The following is a 16,766-nucleotide window of genomic DNA, read 5'->3' as shown; positions in this document are numbered from 1 at the left end:
GGCCGTTTTTTTTCGCCTGGAAATCGCCCCTCCTGTAGCCGCTGCCGCAGGCTGCGATCGGGGCGACGCCCCGCAGAGGCTGGCCACTCGGAAGGCCAGGTACACCGTGCGGCCAGTGATTGCGCCGGCTTCGCCGTCGATCGCAGCCTGCGGCAGCGGCTACAACTGGATTTTTTTCACCTGGGCTGTAACAAACCCCATCGACCTTTCTCTAGAGGGGTAAGCAGGCACACATGCCTGCCTTCCCCAATACCTTTTCTGGAGAAACACCATGACCGCTACCACTCGCACCCTGTCCGCCGCCGCCCTGGCCCTGGCCCTCGGTTCTGCCTTGAGCATGGCCGCGCTGCCGACCACCGCCCAGGCCGCCGACGACATGGAGAAATGCTTTGGCGTCGCCATGAAAGGCAAGAACGATTGCGCCGCAGGCGCGGGCACCACCTGTGCCGGCACCGCCAAAGTCGACCACCAGGCCAACGCCTGGAAACTGGTTCCTAAAGGCACCTGCGAGAAAACCGCCAGCAGCACCTCGCCTACCGGTTTCGGCCAGCTCCAGGCCTACAAAGCCAAGTCGTAATCCACCGTCTGCCTGAGTGTCGATGATGAACATGGCCGTACCACTCCCCCTCCATCCCGCCACTCAGGCGCCTCTCTCCAGCCTGCCGCAACGCGCCGGGCTGGGGCTCAAGACCGAGCACTTTCGCCAGGTCCTGAGGGAACAGCCCGATATCGGTTTCTTTGAAGTCCATGCGGAAAACTACATGGTCGCCGGCGGGCCGTTCCATCACTACCTGGGGTTGATCCGCGAGCAGTACCCGCTGTCGCTGCACGGCGTCGGCCTGTCGATCGGCGCCGAAGGTCCGCTGGACCAACAGCACCTCAAACGCCTGGCGGTGCTGATCGAGCGTTATCAACCCCAGTCCTTTTCCGAACACCTGGCCTGGTCCAGCCATGGCCCGGTGTTTCTCAATGACCTGCTGCCCCTGGCCTATGACCGCCCGACCCTGGACCGCGTCTGCGAACACATCGACCAGGTACAGAACACATTGCGCCGCCCCATGCTGCTGGAGAACCCGGCGACCTATCTGGAGTTTCGTCAGTCGAGCATGGACGAGGCCGAATTGATCCGCGAGGTGATAGGCCGCACCGGCTGCGGCCTGTTGCTGGACGTGAACAATGTCTACGTGTCGTGCATCAACCACCGGCGCGACCCGTTGGCCTATATCGATGCCCTGCCGTTGCACGCGGTGGGTGAGATCCACCTCGCCGGGTTTGCCGAAGACACTGACAGCCTGGGCGACCGCTTGTTGATCGACGATCACGGCGCGCCGATCGATAACGCCGTGTGGGCGCTGTACCTGCGGCTGCTGGAACGGATCGGGCCGACCGCGACCCTGATCGAGCGCGACAATCAGGTGCCGGCGTTTTCCGTGCTGCACGCCGAGGTGCGCCAGGCGGACGAGCTGCTGCAATGCGCCAGGAGGCTGCCGTGAACACGCAAGCCAGCTTCGCCAGCGCCCTGCTCGACCCCGACCAGCCCTGCCCCGCGGGCCTGTACTGCGGCAACGGCGCCGACCCGGCCAGCCGCTTCGCGGTGTACCGCAACAATGTGCAGAGTTCGCTGATCAACGCCCTGGCCGATGCCTATCCGGTGGTGGCGCAACTGGTGGGCGATGAGTTCTTCCGGGCCATGGCCGCGCTCTACGTCAGGCGCTTCCCGCCCGCCAGCGCCGTGCTCTGCGACTATGGCCATGACTTCGCCGATTTCATCGGCGGTTTCCCTCCCGCCGCCAGCCTGCCTTACCTGGCGGATGTCGCGCGCCTGGAACGCCTGCGGGTCACCGCCTATCACGCCGCCGACGCCTGCCCGGTACAACCGCAGCAGATCGCCGCAGCCATGGCCGAGCCTGCAAGCCTGGGGCAATTGCGCCTGGAGCTGCACCCTTCGCTCGGCCTGCTGGAGTCGGCCCACCCGGTGGTCGCCTTATGGGCCGCCCACCAGGGCGATGGCGACTGGCTGGCGATCGACTTGCAGCAAGGACAAAACGCCCTGGTACTGCGTCACGACCTGGAGGTCGAAGTGTTCGCCATCGACGCCGGAGTCGCCTGCTTCATCCACAGCCTGCACCACTCACAGCCACTGCAAGTCGCCGTAGCCAATGCCTTGGCGGCCGATCCGGCCTTCGAGCCGAGCCAGGCCCTGGCGCTGTTGATCGGCCGCGGCGCCATCACTCGCCTGTCCCCCCATTCCGAGGTTTGAACATGCACACCCACTGCACCAAACACCACCCGCTCAGCCACGGGGTGAACCGACTCATCCAGTTGCTGGAGCGTATTCCCCACAGCCTGATCGCCTTTATCGCGCGCTTCTCGATTGCCGCGGTGTTCTGGAAATCCGGCCAGACCAAGGTCGAGGGCCTGGCCATCGATCTGTTCTCCGGGACGTTCGAGCTCGGCATGCCGCGCCTGGCCGACTCGACCATTCCCTTGTTCCAGAGCGAGTACCGGGTACCGCTGCTCTCCCCCGAACTGGCCGCGCACCTGGCGGCATTCGCCGAGCATCTGTTCCCGCTGCTGCTCCTGGTCGGTTTCGCCACGCGCTTCTCGGCCCTGGCGCTGCTGGGCATGACCCTGACCATCCAGCTGTTCGTCTACCCCGATGCCTACCCGACCCACGGCACCTGGGCGGCGGTCCTGCTGTACCTGATGGCCCGCGGCCCCGGCAAGCTCTCCATCGACCACCTGATCGCCCGCCGCTACCAGCGACCTTGACCCTCTGTCCCTGTAGGAGCGCAGCTTGCTCGCGATGAACGATAACGCGGTTTTTCAGACAGTCCGCGGTGCCGCCATCGCGAGCAAGCTTCGCTCCTACAGATCTGATCGCCCACCGCTGTAGCTGTAGCCGCTGCCACAGGCTGCGATCGGGTCCGAAGGACGCGCAAGGTCTCAAGACCGCCGAGGCCCTTCGGGCCTTGCGCAGCCTGCGGCAGCGGCTACAAGGTCCATCGCAGCATCAAGTCAGAGGCGATCCAGCGCTTCGCCGCTGCGCTTGAACCAGCCGATCAGGTAATCGGCCAGGACCTGGGTGCGCTTTGGCAATCCACCCTGATACGGGTGCACCAGGTACATCGGCATGCTGCGGGTCTGGTAGTCGCGCAGCAGCCCGCGCAAACGCCCATCGGCCAATTCCGCCTGCAGCAGGTAGGACGGCAGCCGGGCGATCCCGGCGCCCACCAGCGCGGCCTTTTTCAGCAGGTTGTAGTGATTGCTGGCGAAGGGCCCCGACACCCGCACCCGCAACAGCTCGTGCTGCTGGTGATAGAGCCACTCCTCACGACCGCTGTAATGACTGTTGAGCAGGCAGCGATGCTCGGCCAGGTCCCTGGGCGTCTGCGGCTCGCCATATTGCTCCAGGTAGGCCGGGCTGGCGCAGGTCATCTCGTGCCAGGCCAGCAGCGGCCTGGCCACCAGCCGCTGGTCGTTGGCCACCTCCGAGCGGATCGCCAGGTCGAAGCCGTCCCGGGTCAGGTCGCGGTAGTTGTTGTTCAGCTCCAGCTCGATCTGCACCTCGGGATACTGCCGGGAAAACTCCAGCAACAGGCCCTCGAAAAAGGTCTCCCCCAGGGACACCGGCACCGTCAGCCGCACCGGCCCGGCCATGTCGTCCTTGAGCCGCGCCAGCGCCTGGCGCGCCCGCTCGACCTGGACCAGTAGCGCCTGGGCCTGGGGCAACAAGGCGGCGCCCGCCGCGGTCAGGCTCAAGCGGCGCGTGGTGCGCTGCAACAGCACGACCGAGAACTGCGCCTCCAGGGCGCTGATGCGCTTGGACAATTGCCCCTTGCTGCAACCCAATTGCTGGGCGGCCAGGGTGAAACTGCCGGCCTCGATCAGCACGGCGAACGCCGCCAGGTCATCCATCTCGCTCATGGATTGTTTCCATTTGAAAACCAAAGGTTGCCTATTAGTGCGCTAATCAACGGGAAAAACCAGCACTAGACTGCAACCTCGTTCAACCCACGCGAGGAACAGCCCCATGAAAATTCTTCTGATCGGCGCCAACGGCACCATAGGTTCAGCGGTCGACAAAGAGCTGTCGCAGCGTCATGAAATCATCCGCATTGGCCGTACCAGCGGTGATTTCCAGGTGGATATCAGCGACAGCGCCTCGATCCGCGCGCTCTTCGAGCAAACCGGCACATTCGACGCGCTGATCTGCGCCGCCGGCAATGTCACCTTCGCGCCACTGGGCGAGATGAGCGAACAGCACTTCGCCCTGGGCCTGCAGGACAAGCTGATGGGCCAGGTCAATCTGCTGCTGATCGGTCGCGAGTTCGCCAACGACGGCGCCTCGTTCACCTTCACCTCCGGCATCCTCAACCGCGACCCGATCCGCAGCGGCGCCTCGGCAGCCCTGGTCAACGGCGCCATCGACGGTTTCGTCCGCGCCGCCGCCATCGAGTTGCCACGCGGCCTGCGGGTGAACTCGGTGAGCCCGACCGTGCTGGTGGAGGCCATGGACAGTTACGCCCCGTACTTCCGTGGCTATAAGCCGGTTCCCGGCGCCGACGTGGCGCTGGCCTACGCCAAGAGCGTGGAAGGCCTGCAAACCGGCCAGACCTATATCGTCGGCTGACCCACATGGATCTTCTGTAGGAGCAGCCGGTCGACGCTCGATTGCTCGCGATAGCGGTACGCCAGTCACACCGCAGTGCCTGCATCGCCGGCAAGCCTGGCTCCTACAGAGGCGCGATTGGATCCGGGGTTGTGATGAACGGTCAGGCTGCGTAACGTGGCGGCACTTGATTGGAGACCCGACGATGCGTGCCGCCCGTTCCCTTGTTTGTATTGCCCTGCTCCCCCTGTTTGCCGGTTGCCAGATGCTGTCGGTGTTCGATGGCCAGCCCCGGACGCAGTCCCAGGCCGGCCAGACCCGCATGCAGGGCACGCTGACCGCCGCCGACGGCCAGTTGCTGTTCAAGCCTTGCGTCGGCGAGCAGCGTTATGTGGTCAAGGACAACGGCGGCACCAGCATCCTCCAGGAAGCCGCCAGCCTGGCCGACCAGCAGGGCACGCTGTTCGCCGACCTGCGCGGGCACTTTTCCCCGAGCAAGGCCGGCGGCGCCGACAGTGAAGTGGCGCTGAGCCAGTTGTATCGCGTCGAACGCTCGAGCGATGCCTGCGGCGATCCCGACTTCCCGCGCCTGATCCTGCGGGCCAGTGGCAAGGCTCCGGACTGGAACGTCGATGTCAGCGCCAAGGGCATGCGCATCGAACGCGCCGGCCAGCCGGCACTGGCGCTGCCTTACCTGGAAGAGCAACTGGGCGACGGCCGCTTCAACCTCAGCAGCGAAGCCAACAACCGCCATGTCGAACTCTGGGTCGCGCCGCAGCGATGCGTGGACAGCAAGACCGGCAGCGTGCAGCACCTGACCGCGGAATTGCGGGTCGATGGCCAGGTCCAGCGCGGTTGCGCCTATTTCGGCGGCTCGCGCAGCGACTGAGGCGACGGACAACCGTTTTAACCTCACGGGGTCCGGGCTTTGCGGCTTATAATCGCCGGTTTGTAAAACCGCCCTGACGCATTGGTGCGTCCCGCGAACCGGACCCTGTCATGTTACGAATCACCGAACTCAAGCTGCCGATCGACCATCCCGATGAAGACCTGCGCCCTGCCATCCTGCAGCGCCTGGGCATCGCCAGCGAGGACCTGCTCGACTTCACCCTGTTCAAGCGCAGCTACGACGCGCGCAAGAAGTCGTCCGAGCTGTGCTTCATCTACACCCTCGATCTGAACGTGCGTGACGAGGCCAAGCTGCTGCACAAGTTCGCCGACGACCGTAACGTCAACCCGGCGCCGGATGTCAGCTACAAGGTCGTCGGCCAGGCGCCCGCCGACCTGGCGCAGCGCCCAATCGTAGTGGGTTTCGGCCCCTGCGGGATTTTCGCCGGCCTGCTGCTGGCGCAGATGGGCTTCAAGCCGATCATCCTCGAGCGCGGCAAGGAAGTGCGCCAGCGCACCAAGGACACCTGGGGCCTGTGGCGCAAAAGCGTGCTCAACCCGGAATCCAACGTGCAGTTCGGCGAAGGCGGCGCGGGGACCTTCTCCGACGGCAAGCTTTACAGCCAGATCAAGGACCCGAAACACCACGGCCGCAAAGTCCTGCACGAGTTCGTCAAGGCCGGCGCGCCGGAAGAGATCCTCTACGTCAGCAAGCCGCACATCGGTACCTTCCGCCTGACCGGCGTGGTCGAGAACATGCGCCAGCAGATCATCGCCCTGGGCGGTGAAGTGCGCTTCGAGCAACGGGTCACCGACGTGCTGATCGAAGACGGCCAGCTGGTCGGCGTCGAGCTCAACAGCGGCGAACAGATTCACTCGAAACACGTGATCCTGGCCCTCGGCCACAGCGCCCGCGACACCTTCCGCATGCTCCATGGCCGTGGCGTGTACATGGAGGCCAAGCCGTTCTCCGTGGGTTTCCGCATCGAACACCCACAGTCGCTGATCGACAGCGCGCGCCTGGGCAAGTACGCCGGTCACCCGAAGCTCGGCGCCGCCGACTACAAGCTGGTGCACCACGCGAAGAACGGCCGTTCGGTCTACAGCTTCTGCATGTGCCCGGGCGGCACCGTGGTGGCGGCGACCTCCGAGCCGAACCGTGTGGTCACCAACGGCATGAGCCAGTACTCGCGTAACGAGCGCAATGCCAACTCCGGCATCGTGGTCGGCATCACCCCGGAAGTGGATTACCCGGGCGGCCCGCTGGCCGGCATCGAGCTGCAGGAGCGCCTGGAGTCCCACGCCTTCGTGCTCGGCGGCAGCAACTACGAGGCCCCGGCGCAACTGGTCGGCGACTTTATCGCCGGCAAGCCGTCCACCGCCCTGGGCAGCGTCGAGCCGTCCTACAAGCCGGGCGTCGCCCTGGGCGACCTGGCGCTGGCCCTGCCGGACTTCGCCATCGAGGCGATCCGCGAAGCGCTGCCGGCCTTCGAGCGGCAGATCAAGGGTTACTCCCTGCATGACGCGGTACTGACCGGGATCGAGACCCGCACCTCGTCGCCGCTGCGCATTACCCGCGACGAATCGATGCAGAGCCTGAACGTGAAGGGCCTGTACCCGGCCGGTGAAGGCGCCGGTTATGCCGGCGGCATCCTGTCGGCCGGGGTCGACGGGATCCGCATCGCCGAAGCGGTGGCGCGCAACATCCTCGGCATCGAGGCGTAAAAAAGGCCTATGCCAGGGGGAGATGCCCCCCTGTAGGAGCGAGCTTGCTCGCGATGGAGGCCAACGATAACGCGGGGCATCTGAAACACCGCGTTGTCTTGATGTTTTTCGCGAGCAAGCTCGCTCCTACAAGGGCGGGCTTGCAGCCTCAGATGCCAGCGCGCAATACGCTGGCCGGCAACGCCTCGCCACGCTCCACACTCGCTGCCACCGCCTCGATCAAGGCCGTCAACTGGTAACCCTGGGCGGTCAGCCAGTCCTGATCGTAATAGGTGGTCGCATAACGCTCGCCACCGTCACACAGGATGGCGACGATCGAACCACTCTCGCCGGCCTGTTTCATCTGCTGCGCCGCCATCAGCGCGCCGATCAGGTTGGTCCCGCTGGAACCGCCCACCCGCCGCCCCAGGCGCTGCGCCAGGTAATGCATGGCCGCCAGCGACAGGGCATCCGGCACCTTGACCATCGCATCGATCACCTTGGGCAGGAACGACGCCTCGACCCGTGGCCGGCCGATCCCTTCGATGCGCGAACCGCAATCCAGGCGCAGGCTGGCGTCACCGCTCTGGTAGTAATCGAAGAACACCGAACGCTCGGCGTCGGCGCAGAGTACCCGGGTGCAATGCTGGCGATAGCGCACATAACGCCCCAGGGTAGCGGTGGTGCCGCCAGTGCCCGGGCTGGAGATCAGCCATTTGGGCTCCGGGTAACGTTCGAAGCGCAGTTGCTGGAAGATCGACTCGGCGATGTTGTTGTTCGCCCGCCAGTCGGTGGCGCGCTCGGCGTAGGTGAACTGGTCCATGAAATGCCCACCGCTCTCCCGGGCCAGGCGCTCCGATTCGGCGTAGATCTGCGTCGGGTCCTGCACCAGGTGGCTCTTGCCGCCGTAGAAGGCGATCTGCGCGATCTTTTCCTGGGACGTGGTGGCCGGCATCACCGCAATGAACGGCAAGCCCAGCAGACGCGCGAAATAGGCTTCGGAAATCGCCGTCGAACCGCTGGACGCCTCGATCACCGGTGCCCCGGGCTTGAGCCAGCCGTTACACAGCGCATAAAGGAACAACGAACGCGCCAGGCGATGCTTGAGGCTGCCGGTGGGATGGCTGGACTCGTCCTTGAAATACAGCTCGATGCCCGGTAGCCCCGGCAGGGGCAAGGGGATCAGGTGGGTATCGGCGCTGCGCTGGAAATCGGCTTCGATGATCCGGATGGCCTCGCGGGCCCACTGACGGTTGTCGCTCATGGTGTTTTCTCGTTGGCTCGAACGCCACACAGGACGCAAAAAGATGATGTGCACCCAGCATAGGTGATCCAGGCACAAGGAAAATCAGGTGCTGCAACAGGCAAAAGTCCCCGGCCCGTCGGGCTGGGGCCGGACATGTTAAGAAACATCCCCGGTCGCTCACAGGTACAGTTTTGAATCAATTGGATACACAACTGCTAGGCTGGTTTTCCAGCGGGCCGCTGCTCTGCTGCATATAACAAAAAAGAATATAACTTTTGTTTTAACAACTAACAGTACGGGTTAGGGTGTGCCACCTTTTTAGTTTTCTGATGGAGAGCGACCTTGCCTCTGCGTAGCACTTTCACGCGTTTCTTTCAGTTGGAAGCTGCCAGCGGTCTGTTATTGATTGCCGCTGCCGTGCTTGCCCTGATCATCAACAACTCACCGCTGTCCTGGCTGTACAACGGCCTGCTGGACACTCCCGTGGTCGCCCAGATCGGCGCCCTGAAAATCGCCAAGCCCCTGCTGCTGTGGATCAACGACGGCCTGATGGCCATGTTCTTCCTGCTGATCGGCCTGGAGGTCAAGCGCGAGGTCCTCGACGGCCACCTGTCCAAGCCTTCGCAGATCGTCCTGCCGGGCGCCGCCGCCATCGGCGGCATGGTGGTGCCGGCGCTGATCTACTGGTTCCTCAACAAGGACAACCCGCCGGCGCTCAGCGGCTGGGCGATTCCCATGGCCACCGACATCGCCTTCGCCCTCGGCGTGCTGGCCCTGCTGGGCAAGCGGGTGCCGGTGTCGCTGAAACTGTTCCTGATGACGCTGGCGATCATCGATGACCTGGGGGCCATCATCGTCATCGCGATTTTCTACTCCGGCGCCCTGTCGACCCTGTCGCTGATGCTCGCCGCGGCCTGCCTGGTGGCGCTGGTGGCGATGAACCGTTTGGGGGTGGTCAAGCTCGGGCCGTACATGATCATCGGCCTGATCCTCTGGGTCTGCGTGCTCAAGAGTGGCGTCCACGCGACCCTGGCCGGCGTGACCCTGGCGTTCTGCATCCCGCTGCGTACCCGCAATGCCGAGCCTTCGCCGCTGCTGAGTCTGGAGCATGCGCTGCATCCGTGGGTGGCATACGGCATCCTGCCGCTGTTCGCCTTCGCCAATGCCGGCCTGTCGCTGCAGGGCATTACCGTGGAAAGCTTCACCCATTACGTGCCCATGGGCATCGCCATCGGCCTGCTGCTGGGCAAGACCGTCGGCGTGTTCGGCCTGACCTGGCTGGCGGTGAAGATGGGCCTGGCCGCCCTCCCCGGCGGCGCCAACTGGGGCCAGGTGCTGGGCGTGGCGATTCTCTGCGGGATCGGCTTCACCATGAGCCTGTTTGTCGGCTCCCTGGCCTTCGTGCCCGGCAGCAGCGAATACGCTGGCATGGACCGCATGGGCATCCTCACCGGCTCGCTCTTCGCCGCCCTGATCGGCTACGCCGTAACGGCCGCGGCCAGCCGCAAGAACCCACAATTGCCGGCATAACCGCCGGAGTTGCCAGGGCTGAAAACACAAAACCCCGACCAGTTGCCTGGCCGGGGTTTTGTTTTGTCGCGGTTAACCCTTAGTGGGCAACACGGCTGGTGCCGTTGACACTCATGATGCGCACGCGCTCGCCAACGCGGAACACTTCGTTTTGTTCAACTTGTTGTACATAGGCACGCATGCTGCCGTCGTCTTCACGCACGGTGATTTCCACGCCCTGGGTACGGGTCAGGCCTTCCTCGGTGGCGGAACCGATCAGGCCGCCCGCCACCGCACCGATGACCGCCGCCACGATGCTGCCTTTGCCGCCGCCGATGGCGCTGCCACCAACGCCGCCGACCGCTGCACCGGCGAGGCCGCCGATCGGGGTCTTGGTGCCTTCGATTTTCACCGGACGCAGGGATTCGATGGTGCCCATGCGAACGGTCTGTACGCGACGCGCCTCGTCACGGGAGTAAGAGTCACCGGACAGGTTGGATTGGCAACCGGTGAGCAACATGGCCATCGTGGAAAAGGAAGCAACCAGCAAAACAGACTTACGCATAGGATCAACTCCAAAGGACAGATAATCATTAAACTCCGCAGCTTGACGCCTGTCACGGCATCGCCCGGATAAAATTGGTTCCATTCAGCAGCAGTACAGACTGCATGCATATAAAAACTCTTCACACGGTAGCGCTTATTTCCCGAGTTGCGCCACCGACCAAAGGATTTTCCATGGATTACTTCATCATCGTCGTGACCACCGTTGCCGGCCTGTACTTCCATTGGTGGCTGTATGTACGGATCAAGCGCTGGATGGACCGGGACCTGGCGCTATCGCTGGCCGGCGGGGACGAGAAGAAAAAATCCTTCATGCTGCAACAGCTGGCGAATGCCCATCGCCAGAAAGTAAAACGCCGGGACCTGCCACAGTGGCTTGAAGCCGCCGCGGCCGGTTATCCCGGCGAATGAGCTGATTCGGGTTCAGGGGGCCAGGCGCTCACGCACCCAGTCGGCACCTTGCAGGCGGTAGTTCAGGCGATCGTGCAAACGGCTGGCACGCCCCTGCCAGAACTCGATGCGCTCCGGTAACAGGCGATAACCTCCCCAGTGCTCGGGGCAATGGGGCTGGGTATCGCTGAAGCGCTCCTCGGTGTTCTTGAGCAGAGCTTCCAGTTCCTGGCGATCGGCGATCACCTGGCTCTGCGGCGATGCCCAGGCGCCCAGGCGGCTGCCCAGCGGGCGGACCTGGAAGTAGGCATCGGACTCCTCGGCGGTGACCTTGACCACCCGCCCCTCGATACGCACTTGGCGCTCCAGGGCCGGCCAGAAGAAGGTCATGGCGGCAAAAGGCCGTGCGGCCAGTTGCTGCCCCTTGGCGCTGTCGTAGTTGGTGAAGAAGGTGAAGCCCTGCGCATCCAGCCCCTTGAGCAGCAGGATGCGGCAATGAGGGCGCCCCTCTTCGTCAACGGTCGCCAGGGTCATGGCGTTGGCCTCGACAGGCGGCTGCTCGGTTTTCACCGCCTGTGCGAACCACTGGTGGAACAGCGTGAAGGGCTCGACCGGAGCCTGGGCTTCGGTCAGTCCGTCACGGGTGTAGTCGCGGCGCATGTCCGCCAGTCCCTGGGTCATTGCTGGTTCCTTTTGCCCGATGCCTGATGAATCAGTTCTTCGCCTGTTCGGTCGCTGCCTTGGCCGGAGCCTTGGCAGTGGTGGTTTTCTTGGCGACGGCTTTCTTCGCCACAGGCTTCTTGGCTGGGGCTTTTTTCGCCGGAGCGGCTTTCTTCGCGGCGACGGCTTTCTTCGAGGAAGCAGCAGGAACGACCGACTTCACATCCTGTACGGCAACCAGTTCAGCCTCGGACGGGGTCGGCTGGTTGTACTTGCTCAGCAGGGCCAGCATGGTGCTGCGCTGGGTGACGATGATTTCCACACGACGGTTCAGCGCACGACCTTCGGCGCTGTCGTTGGCCGCGCGAGGCATGACCGAACCCATGCCACGCAGCATCAGGCGATCACGCTTGAGGCCAGTGAGGCTGAAAATCGCGGCAACGGACTGCGCACGATCACGGCTCAGCTTCTGGTTGGCCGCTGCGGCACCAGTGGTGTCGGCATGGCCCAGGACCAGCACGGAAGTCTTGGCATCGGTACCCACGGCCTTGGCCACGCGAGTGAACGGGCTCAGGGTGACCGGCAGCAACATGGCCGGGCGATCCGGGTTGAACGAACCGTCGACCGGAGCGGTCACCACCAGGGTGTTCTCGCGACGCTCCAGTTGCAGGCGGCTGTCCTTGATGGCTTCACGCAGGCGCGGCTCGTAGTCGTCCAGCCAGGCCTGGGTAATTTTTGGATCCGGCATCGGGATGTCTTTCACGTCTGCCTTGGTCGGAGACGTGGGCTGCTGGTTGAAAGGCCACCACCAGTTGCCGGTCTCGGTCTTGGCGACCTTCGGCGCCGCGGTCGCGGCGTCCGTCTTGGCCTTGGCGTCGGCCAGCGGCTCTTTGACTGCGTCTTTGCTCGCGTCCTTGGAAGGGAACGGCCACCACCAGTTGGTGGTCTCGGCCTTGGCGGCCGGAGCAGCGGCGGAAGCGGTTGCGGTTTCGACCTTGGCTGCGGCAGGAGCGGTCGCGGACTTGGCGGTGGAGGTGGCGGCGGACTTGGCCGCGGAAACTTCGTTGGCAGCTGCTTTTGCTACCGGTTGCACCGCTTCCTTGCTGGCGGCCTTATCGGAACCGAAAGACCACCAGTGCCCTCCTTCTGCGTCATTTTGTGGAGTTTGTGCACAACCGGTGACAGTGAGGCAAAGAGCCAAGGCTAAAGACTTGTTCGACGACATGGGATATCCACAAAATGAGATCAAAAATTACGGTCTCTACGAACCGTACAAACAGACGCTTTGAAAGTATAAAAGCCACAGGGTTCCTTTCTGATGCCTTTACTCATGTTTAGGCAAAAAAAATCCTGACAGCAACCTTTTTACAGACAATCCGACAGAACCCTCACCAACTTCTGCGCTCTTGGATCCATCAGCACGTATGGCCCCAGGGTATTGGTGACAAAACCGAAGGCCACATCGTACTCAGGATCGGCGAAACCGATGGAGCCACCCGCTCCCGGATGACCAAACGCACGAGGGCCGAGACCGAAGGTCGCGTTGGCCACCTGCGGCTGGTCAAGCATGCAACCCAGGCCGAAACGGGTCTGGGTCAACAGGGTCTTGTCCATGCCGACGCTGTGTTCGCGGGTCAGCTCTTCGAGCATGTCCGCTTCCAGCAGGCTGCCATCGAGCAGGCCGCTGTAGAACCCGGCCAGGCTGCGGGCATTGCCATGGCCATTGGCCGCTGGCTGTTGCATGCGCCGCCATTCCGGCTTGTTGGTACTGGTCATGATCGACGGCGGGTTGGTGAACGCCCGGGTGGTCATGGCCGTGGGTTCGCGCATTGTCACTTGCAGCAGGCGCTGTGCGGCCGCGTCGCCGACATTGCCCTTGCCCCGGGCGATATGCGCCACCCGGTAAAACTCCTCGTCGGGCAGGCCAACGAAAAAGTCCAGCCCCAGCGGCCTGGCGACCCGCGCCACGATGGACTCGCCGGGACCGCGCCCGTCAGCCCGACGCAGCAACTCGCCCACCAGCCAGCCGTAGGTGATGGCCGCATAACCGTGGCCTTCGCCCGGCGTCCACCAAGGGGCTTGCGCCGCGAGGGCATCGACCATGGTTTGCCAGTCGTAGAGCGCTTCCGGCGCCAGCAGCTCACGCAAGGCCGGCAGCCCGGCCTGATGGCAGAGCAACTGACGCAGGGTGATCGCTTCCTTGCCGGCCGCGGCGAATTCAGGCCAGTACCGGGCAACCGGTGCGTCCAGCTGCAACTTGCCTTCGGCCACCAGTTGCAGGGCGGTGACCGCGGTGAAGGTCTTGGTGCAGGAAAACAGGTTGGCGATGGTATCGCAGTGCCAGGCTTCGCTGCCGTCCTTGTCGGCGGTGCCGGCCCAGAGGTCGACCACGGTTTCCCCGCCGATCTGAATGCACAACGCCGCGCCGCGTTCCTGGGGATCCTCGAAGAGGGCCGCGAAGGCTTCGCGCACCGCTTCGAACTTAAGCTCGTAATGACCCTGAATCTGCACCCGTAACTCCCCGGACCATGCTCTACAAAGTGGTGCGCATTGTTCCAGCCCTTGAGGGTTTTGGGAACAGAAGCGAGCCCGGCGGCTATCCACCGGAAGAATTGTTCAGAAATCGACGGACATTGAACGCGGCGCGGGCCGGCCAGCCCCTACGAGTGAGTGTAGAGGCGGACCGGCCCGCGCGGGGAAGCCGTACCCTAAAGGCCTGGCTCAGCGATCAATGGCCATTGCCCGAATGACCGCCCGCATGACCGCCGCCCTGCCCTGCGCCCTTGCCATCATGGCCCGGCTTGCCGCCGTCGGCGGCATGACCCGCGGCCTTGTCGGCCTCTGCCTTGGCCTTCCCGGCTTCCTTGCCCAACTGGTCGAAGGCCTGCAGGTTGCTCTTGCGCACGCTGTCGACAAAACCCTGGAACGGCACATCGGTGATGCCCACCAGGCCGAAATGGCCGTTCTCGCCGTCCAGCAGGCGACCGGTGACCGGCTGATCGAGGTACTGGAACCAGTGCACGCCGACAATCGACGGTTCGCTCAGCGCCTGCTTGAGGAACTGGGCATAGGCCGGGCCGCGATCCTCCTCCCGCACCAGCTCGGTCACGCCCCCCCAGAACGGGCCGCGATCCCTGGAACCGAAGTTGAACTCGGTGATCAGGACCGGCTTGTCCAGCGTGTTCAGCCGGGCAAAGTCGTAACCGTCCTGCGGCTTGAGGGTGTACATGTTGAAGCTCAGCACATCGCAGTACTGGGCACAGGACGCCACCGCCTCAGGGGTACTGATGGCGAAGCGTCCGCCCAGCAGCAGGTGATTCGGCGCGTGCCATTTCAGCGAATCGGAAATGGTCTTGAAGTACGTGTCGGCAAAGACCTTCTGGAAGTATTTGAAGTCGGCTTCGATCTCCGGATGCTCCGGGCTAGGCAAAGGCGGCTCGAACCCCGGATCTTCCATCAGCTCCCAGGCGCTCAGGTTGATGCCCCAGGCCTTCGACAGGCCCTCCTGGTTGCGGTACTTGTCGCGCAGTTGCTTGAGGAACGCGCGCTTGGCCGGCACGTCGGTGGTCATGCGCAATGTGCCGTAGGCCAGGGCATAACGCGCCTTGGGGTCATCGCCGGGGCCGGCCCAGGCCAGTTCGTTGTCGGCGAAGTAGCCGATCAGCCATGGATCGTCGCGGTGATCGCGCGCGGCAATGGCCACGGCACGCTCGGTGGCCATGGCGAAACGCGGATCGAACGGATCGGGCATGCCGCCCCACCAGTCGGTACCGGTGCTGATGCTTGCATAGTCGCCGACGATCGACAGTGGCAAGGTGTAGGGCACACGGTCGTTCAGGCCCAGCGCCGGCGCGCTCCAGTTGCCGATGGTGTTGAAACCCCAGGCTTGCAGGCGATCCAGGGTGTGGCTGGCCCAGCGCTTCTGGTCCAGGGCCGCGACAGGGCAAGGTGCCGCGGCTGGCGGTTCGGTGCCCTGCCCGGCCTGAGCCTCCTGGGCGTCCGCCACACCGGCCTTGGTTTCGCTGCCCGGGGTGCAAGGCACACCGTAGGTGCGTTGCAGGTTGGCGCCATAGAAGTCGTACCAGCGGCCGGCGTTATAGGCGCGGCCCCGGTCGGCGCCATTGCCGCCGCGGTTGTCGCCTTCGCCGTAATAACCGGCCAGCGGTTCGCCGACGTTAGGCAGTGTCGAGAACATCCATTCACGGCCGGCGATATAAGTCTGGCTGTCGTCCGCCGTGACCGCATTGACCCCCAGGGAATAGAACGGATGCCCCTGGGGCGTCACCAGATACCAGCGGCCATCGCGTTTCTCGGTACGGAAGAAGCCACTGGCCTTGAAGGCTGGCCCGTTGCTCCAGCCGCCGAAGGTGTCCAGGGAGGAACGCTCGCGCTCGGCCAGCCAGGTTTTCAGCTGCTGCTGTTCCTTGGTCGCGGCGGCCTTGAGTTGCTCGTCGCTGGCGACCTTTTCCGGCCACCTGGCCCGGGTCGACTGGCCATAGGCATCCACCAGGCCACCGTAGGCCGCCTTGACCACCGCCTCGCCGTCCTGCACGCCAAAACGCTCGAGCAGGATGCTCTGGGCGGCTTTCGGCTGATCCATCGACAAGGTCACCGACACCACCTGGCTGCGGTCCAGCTCGCCTTCGCTGCTGGCCAGCAAGACGCGCTGGCCTTCGAAGGTCATCGGCATCGGCGGGCCGGCCTTCATGCCCTGGCTCAGCGGCGAGCTGGCAACCAGCGGCACCAGCAGGGTCTGCGCCGGGCCGGCCGGCAAGTCGATGCGGCTGAGCAGGGTCTTGCCGTCATTGCTCTGGATCTTCACGTACAGGGTCAGGGCCCAGTTCATCGCGCTCTGGATCCGCAGGCTCATGGCCCCGGACTGCGACCAGTCCCAGGCGCCCGTCTGCGGGGTCAGGCGCAGGCTTGGTTGAATCGCCGGATTGAACGTCACCCGGCGCAGCACTTCGCCCTCGGCTGTCTGCTCCGCGTTGGCTTGCGGCAGGCTGGCATCCACTGTCGCCACCTGCACCACATCGGCAGGCCGGACAAAGTTGAACAGCGTCTGTTGCCCTGCCGGCGCGGCAAGCAGCGGCGTAGCGAACAACAGCGCAAGGACAGCGGGTAACGAACGGCGAATCATAGGGACCTGGTGCTCCTTAACGACCGATGAACGGCCTGTGTGCAATCAGTGAC

Annotated in this window: 16 protein-coding genes; 9 read left to right on the top strand and 7 right to left on the bottom strand. The window is 64.2% G+C overall.

Annotated features, from left to right (window positions below):
• Positions 1 to 271: 271 nt before the first annotated feature.
• From J4D28_RS14525 to J4D28_RS14510, 4 genes are read left to right on the top strand one after another with little or no spacing between them, the layout of a single operon-like run.
• Positions 272 to 577, top strand: a complete 306-nt coding sequence (locus J4D28_RS14525) for a DUF2282 domain-containing protein (protein WP_009047384.1) — start codon at positions 272 to 274, stop codon at positions 575 to 577.
• Positions 578 to 608: 31 nt separating this feature from the next.
• Positions 609 to 1,493, top strand: coding sequence for a DUF692 domain-containing protein (locus J4D28_RS14520; protein ID WP_256587605.1), 885 nt, complete (start codon positions 609 to 611; stop codon positions 1,491 to 1,493).
• Positions 1,490 to 2,260, top strand: a complete 771-nt coding sequence (locus J4D28_RS14515; RefSeq protein ID WP_103331137.1) for a DUF2063 domain-containing protein — start codon at positions 1,490 to 1,492, stop codon at positions 2,258 to 2,260. The genes J4D28_RS14520 and J4D28_RS14515 overlap by 4 nt, the downstream gene beginning before the upstream one ends.
• A gap of 2 nt (positions 2,261 to 2,262) precedes the next feature.
• Positions 2,263 to 2,772 (top strand): DoxX family protein, encoded by a 510-nt coding sequence (locus J4D28_RS14510; protein WP_016702052.1) that lies wholly within the window; start codon positions 2,263 to 2,265, stop codon positions 2,770 to 2,772.
• Between the two features lie 246 nt (positions 2,773 to 3,018).
• On the opposite strand, the gene J4D28_RS14505 is transcribed toward J4D28_RS14510, so the two are convergent.
• Positions 3,019 to 3,927 (bottom strand): LysR family transcriptional regulator, encoded by a 909-nt coding sequence (locus J4D28_RS14505; protein ID WP_053268376.1) that lies wholly within the window; start codon positions 3,925 to 3,927, stop codon positions 3,019 to 3,021.
• Between the two features lie 106 nt (positions 3,928 to 4,033).
• Between J4D28_RS14505 and J4D28_RS14500 the strand changes: the two genes are divergently transcribed.
• From J4D28_RS14500 to J4D28_RS14490, 3 genes are all read left to right on the top strand, one after another.
• On the top strand, positions 4,034 to 4,633 hold the full coding sequence (locus tag J4D28_RS14500) for a short chain dehydrogenase (RefSeq protein WP_016702050.1): 600 nt from the start codon (positions 4,034 to 4,036) through the stop codon (positions 4,631 to 4,633).
• Positions 4,634 to 4,817: 184 nt separating this feature from the next.
• Positions 4,818 to 5,501: a COG3650 family protein gene (locus J4D28_RS14495; protein WP_009047378.1), complete on the top strand. Its 684-nt coding sequence runs from the start codon at positions 4,818 to 4,820 to the stop codon at positions 5,499 to 5,501.
• 110 nt (positions 5,502 to 5,611) lie between these two features.
• Positions 5,612 to 7,225: an NAD(P)/FAD-dependent oxidoreductase gene (locus J4D28_RS14490; RefSeq protein WP_016702048.1), complete on the top strand. Its 1,614-nt coding sequence runs from the start codon at positions 5,612 to 5,614 to the stop codon at positions 7,223 to 7,225.
• Between the two features lie 148 nt (positions 7,226 to 7,373).
• On the opposite strand, the gene J4D28_RS14485 is transcribed toward J4D28_RS14490, so the two are convergent.
• A complete protein-coding gene (locus J4D28_RS14485; protein ID WP_009047376.1) occupies positions 7,374 to 8,468 on the bottom strand; it encodes a PLP-dependent cysteine synthase family protein in 1,095 nt (364 codons plus the stop codon).
• A gap of 324 nt (positions 8,469 to 8,792) precedes the next feature.
• Between J4D28_RS14485 and nhaA the strand changes: the two genes are divergently transcribed.
• On the top strand, positions 8,793 to 9,980 hold the full coding sequence (gene nhaA, locus J4D28_RS14480; RefSeq protein WP_009047375.1) for a Na+/H+ antiporter NhaA: 1,188 nt from the start codon (positions 8,793 to 8,795) through the stop codon (positions 9,978 to 9,980).
• A gap of 79 nt (positions 9,981 to 10,059) precedes the next feature.
• Here the strand turns inward: nhaA and J4D28_RS14475 are convergent, their stop codons facing one another.
• The gene (locus J4D28_RS14475; protein WP_007923357.1) at positions 10,060 to 10,524 is read right to left on the bottom strand and encodes a glycine zipper 2TM domain-containing protein; all 465 of its coding nucleotides are present in this window, start codon (positions 10,522 to 10,524) and stop codon (positions 10,060 to 10,062) included.
• A gap of 173 nt (positions 10,525 to 10,697) precedes the next feature.
• Between J4D28_RS14475 and J4D28_RS14470 the strand changes: the two genes are divergently transcribed.
• Complete coding sequence (locus J4D28_RS14470) at positions 10,698 to 10,934, top strand: hypothetical protein (protein WP_009047374.1); 237 nt, start codon at positions 10,698 to 10,700, stop codon at positions 10,932 to 10,934.
• A 12-nt stretch (positions 10,935 to 10,946) separates the two neighbouring features.
• Here J4D28_RS14470 and pdxH read toward each other — a convergent pair whose 3' ends face one another.
• The 4 genes from pdxH to J4D28_RS14450 form a co-directional block, all read right to left on the bottom strand.
• Positions 10,947 to 11,594 carry a pyridoxamine 5'-phosphate oxidase gene (gene pdxH, locus J4D28_RS14465; RefSeq protein WP_009047373.1) on the bottom strand — a complete coding sequence of 216 codons (648 nt, stop codon included), beginning with the start codon at positions 11,592 to 11,594 and terminating at the stop codon, positions 10,947 to 10,949.
• Between the two features lie 31 nt (positions 11,595 to 11,625).
• The gene (locus tag J4D28_RS14460) at positions 11,626 to 12,798 is read right to left on the bottom strand and encodes an OmpA family protein (protein ID WP_009047372.1); all 1,173 of its coding nucleotides are present in this window, start codon (positions 12,796 to 12,798) and stop codon (positions 11,626 to 11,628) included.
• A gap of 140 nt (positions 12,799 to 12,938) precedes the next feature.
• Positions 12,939 to 14,084 carry an EstA family serine hydrolase gene (locus J4D28_RS14455; protein WP_009047371.1) on the bottom strand — a complete coding sequence of 382 codons (1,146 nt, stop codon included), beginning with the start codon at positions 14,082 to 14,084 and terminating at the stop codon, positions 12,939 to 12,941.
• 217 nt (positions 14,085 to 14,301) lie between these two features.
• Positions 14,302 to 16,713 carry a beta-galactosidase gene (locus J4D28_RS14450; protein WP_009047370.1) on the bottom strand — a complete coding sequence of 804 codons (2,412 nt, stop codon included), beginning with the start codon at positions 16,711 to 16,713 and terminating at the stop codon, positions 14,302 to 14,304.
• Positions 16,714 to 16,766: the final 53 nt, after the last annotated feature.

It is taken from the genome of Pseudomonas sp. GW531-T4 (genome assembly GCF_017349615.1).
In the GTDB taxonomy this organism is placed as follows: domain Bacteria; phylum Pseudomonadota; class Gammaproteobacteria; order Pseudomonadales; family Pseudomonadaceae; genus Aquipseudomonas; species Aquipseudomonas chlororaphis_I.
The sequence above is the reverse complement of the archived record's forward strand: the minus strand, read 5'-3'. Positions and strand labels throughout refer to the sequence as shown.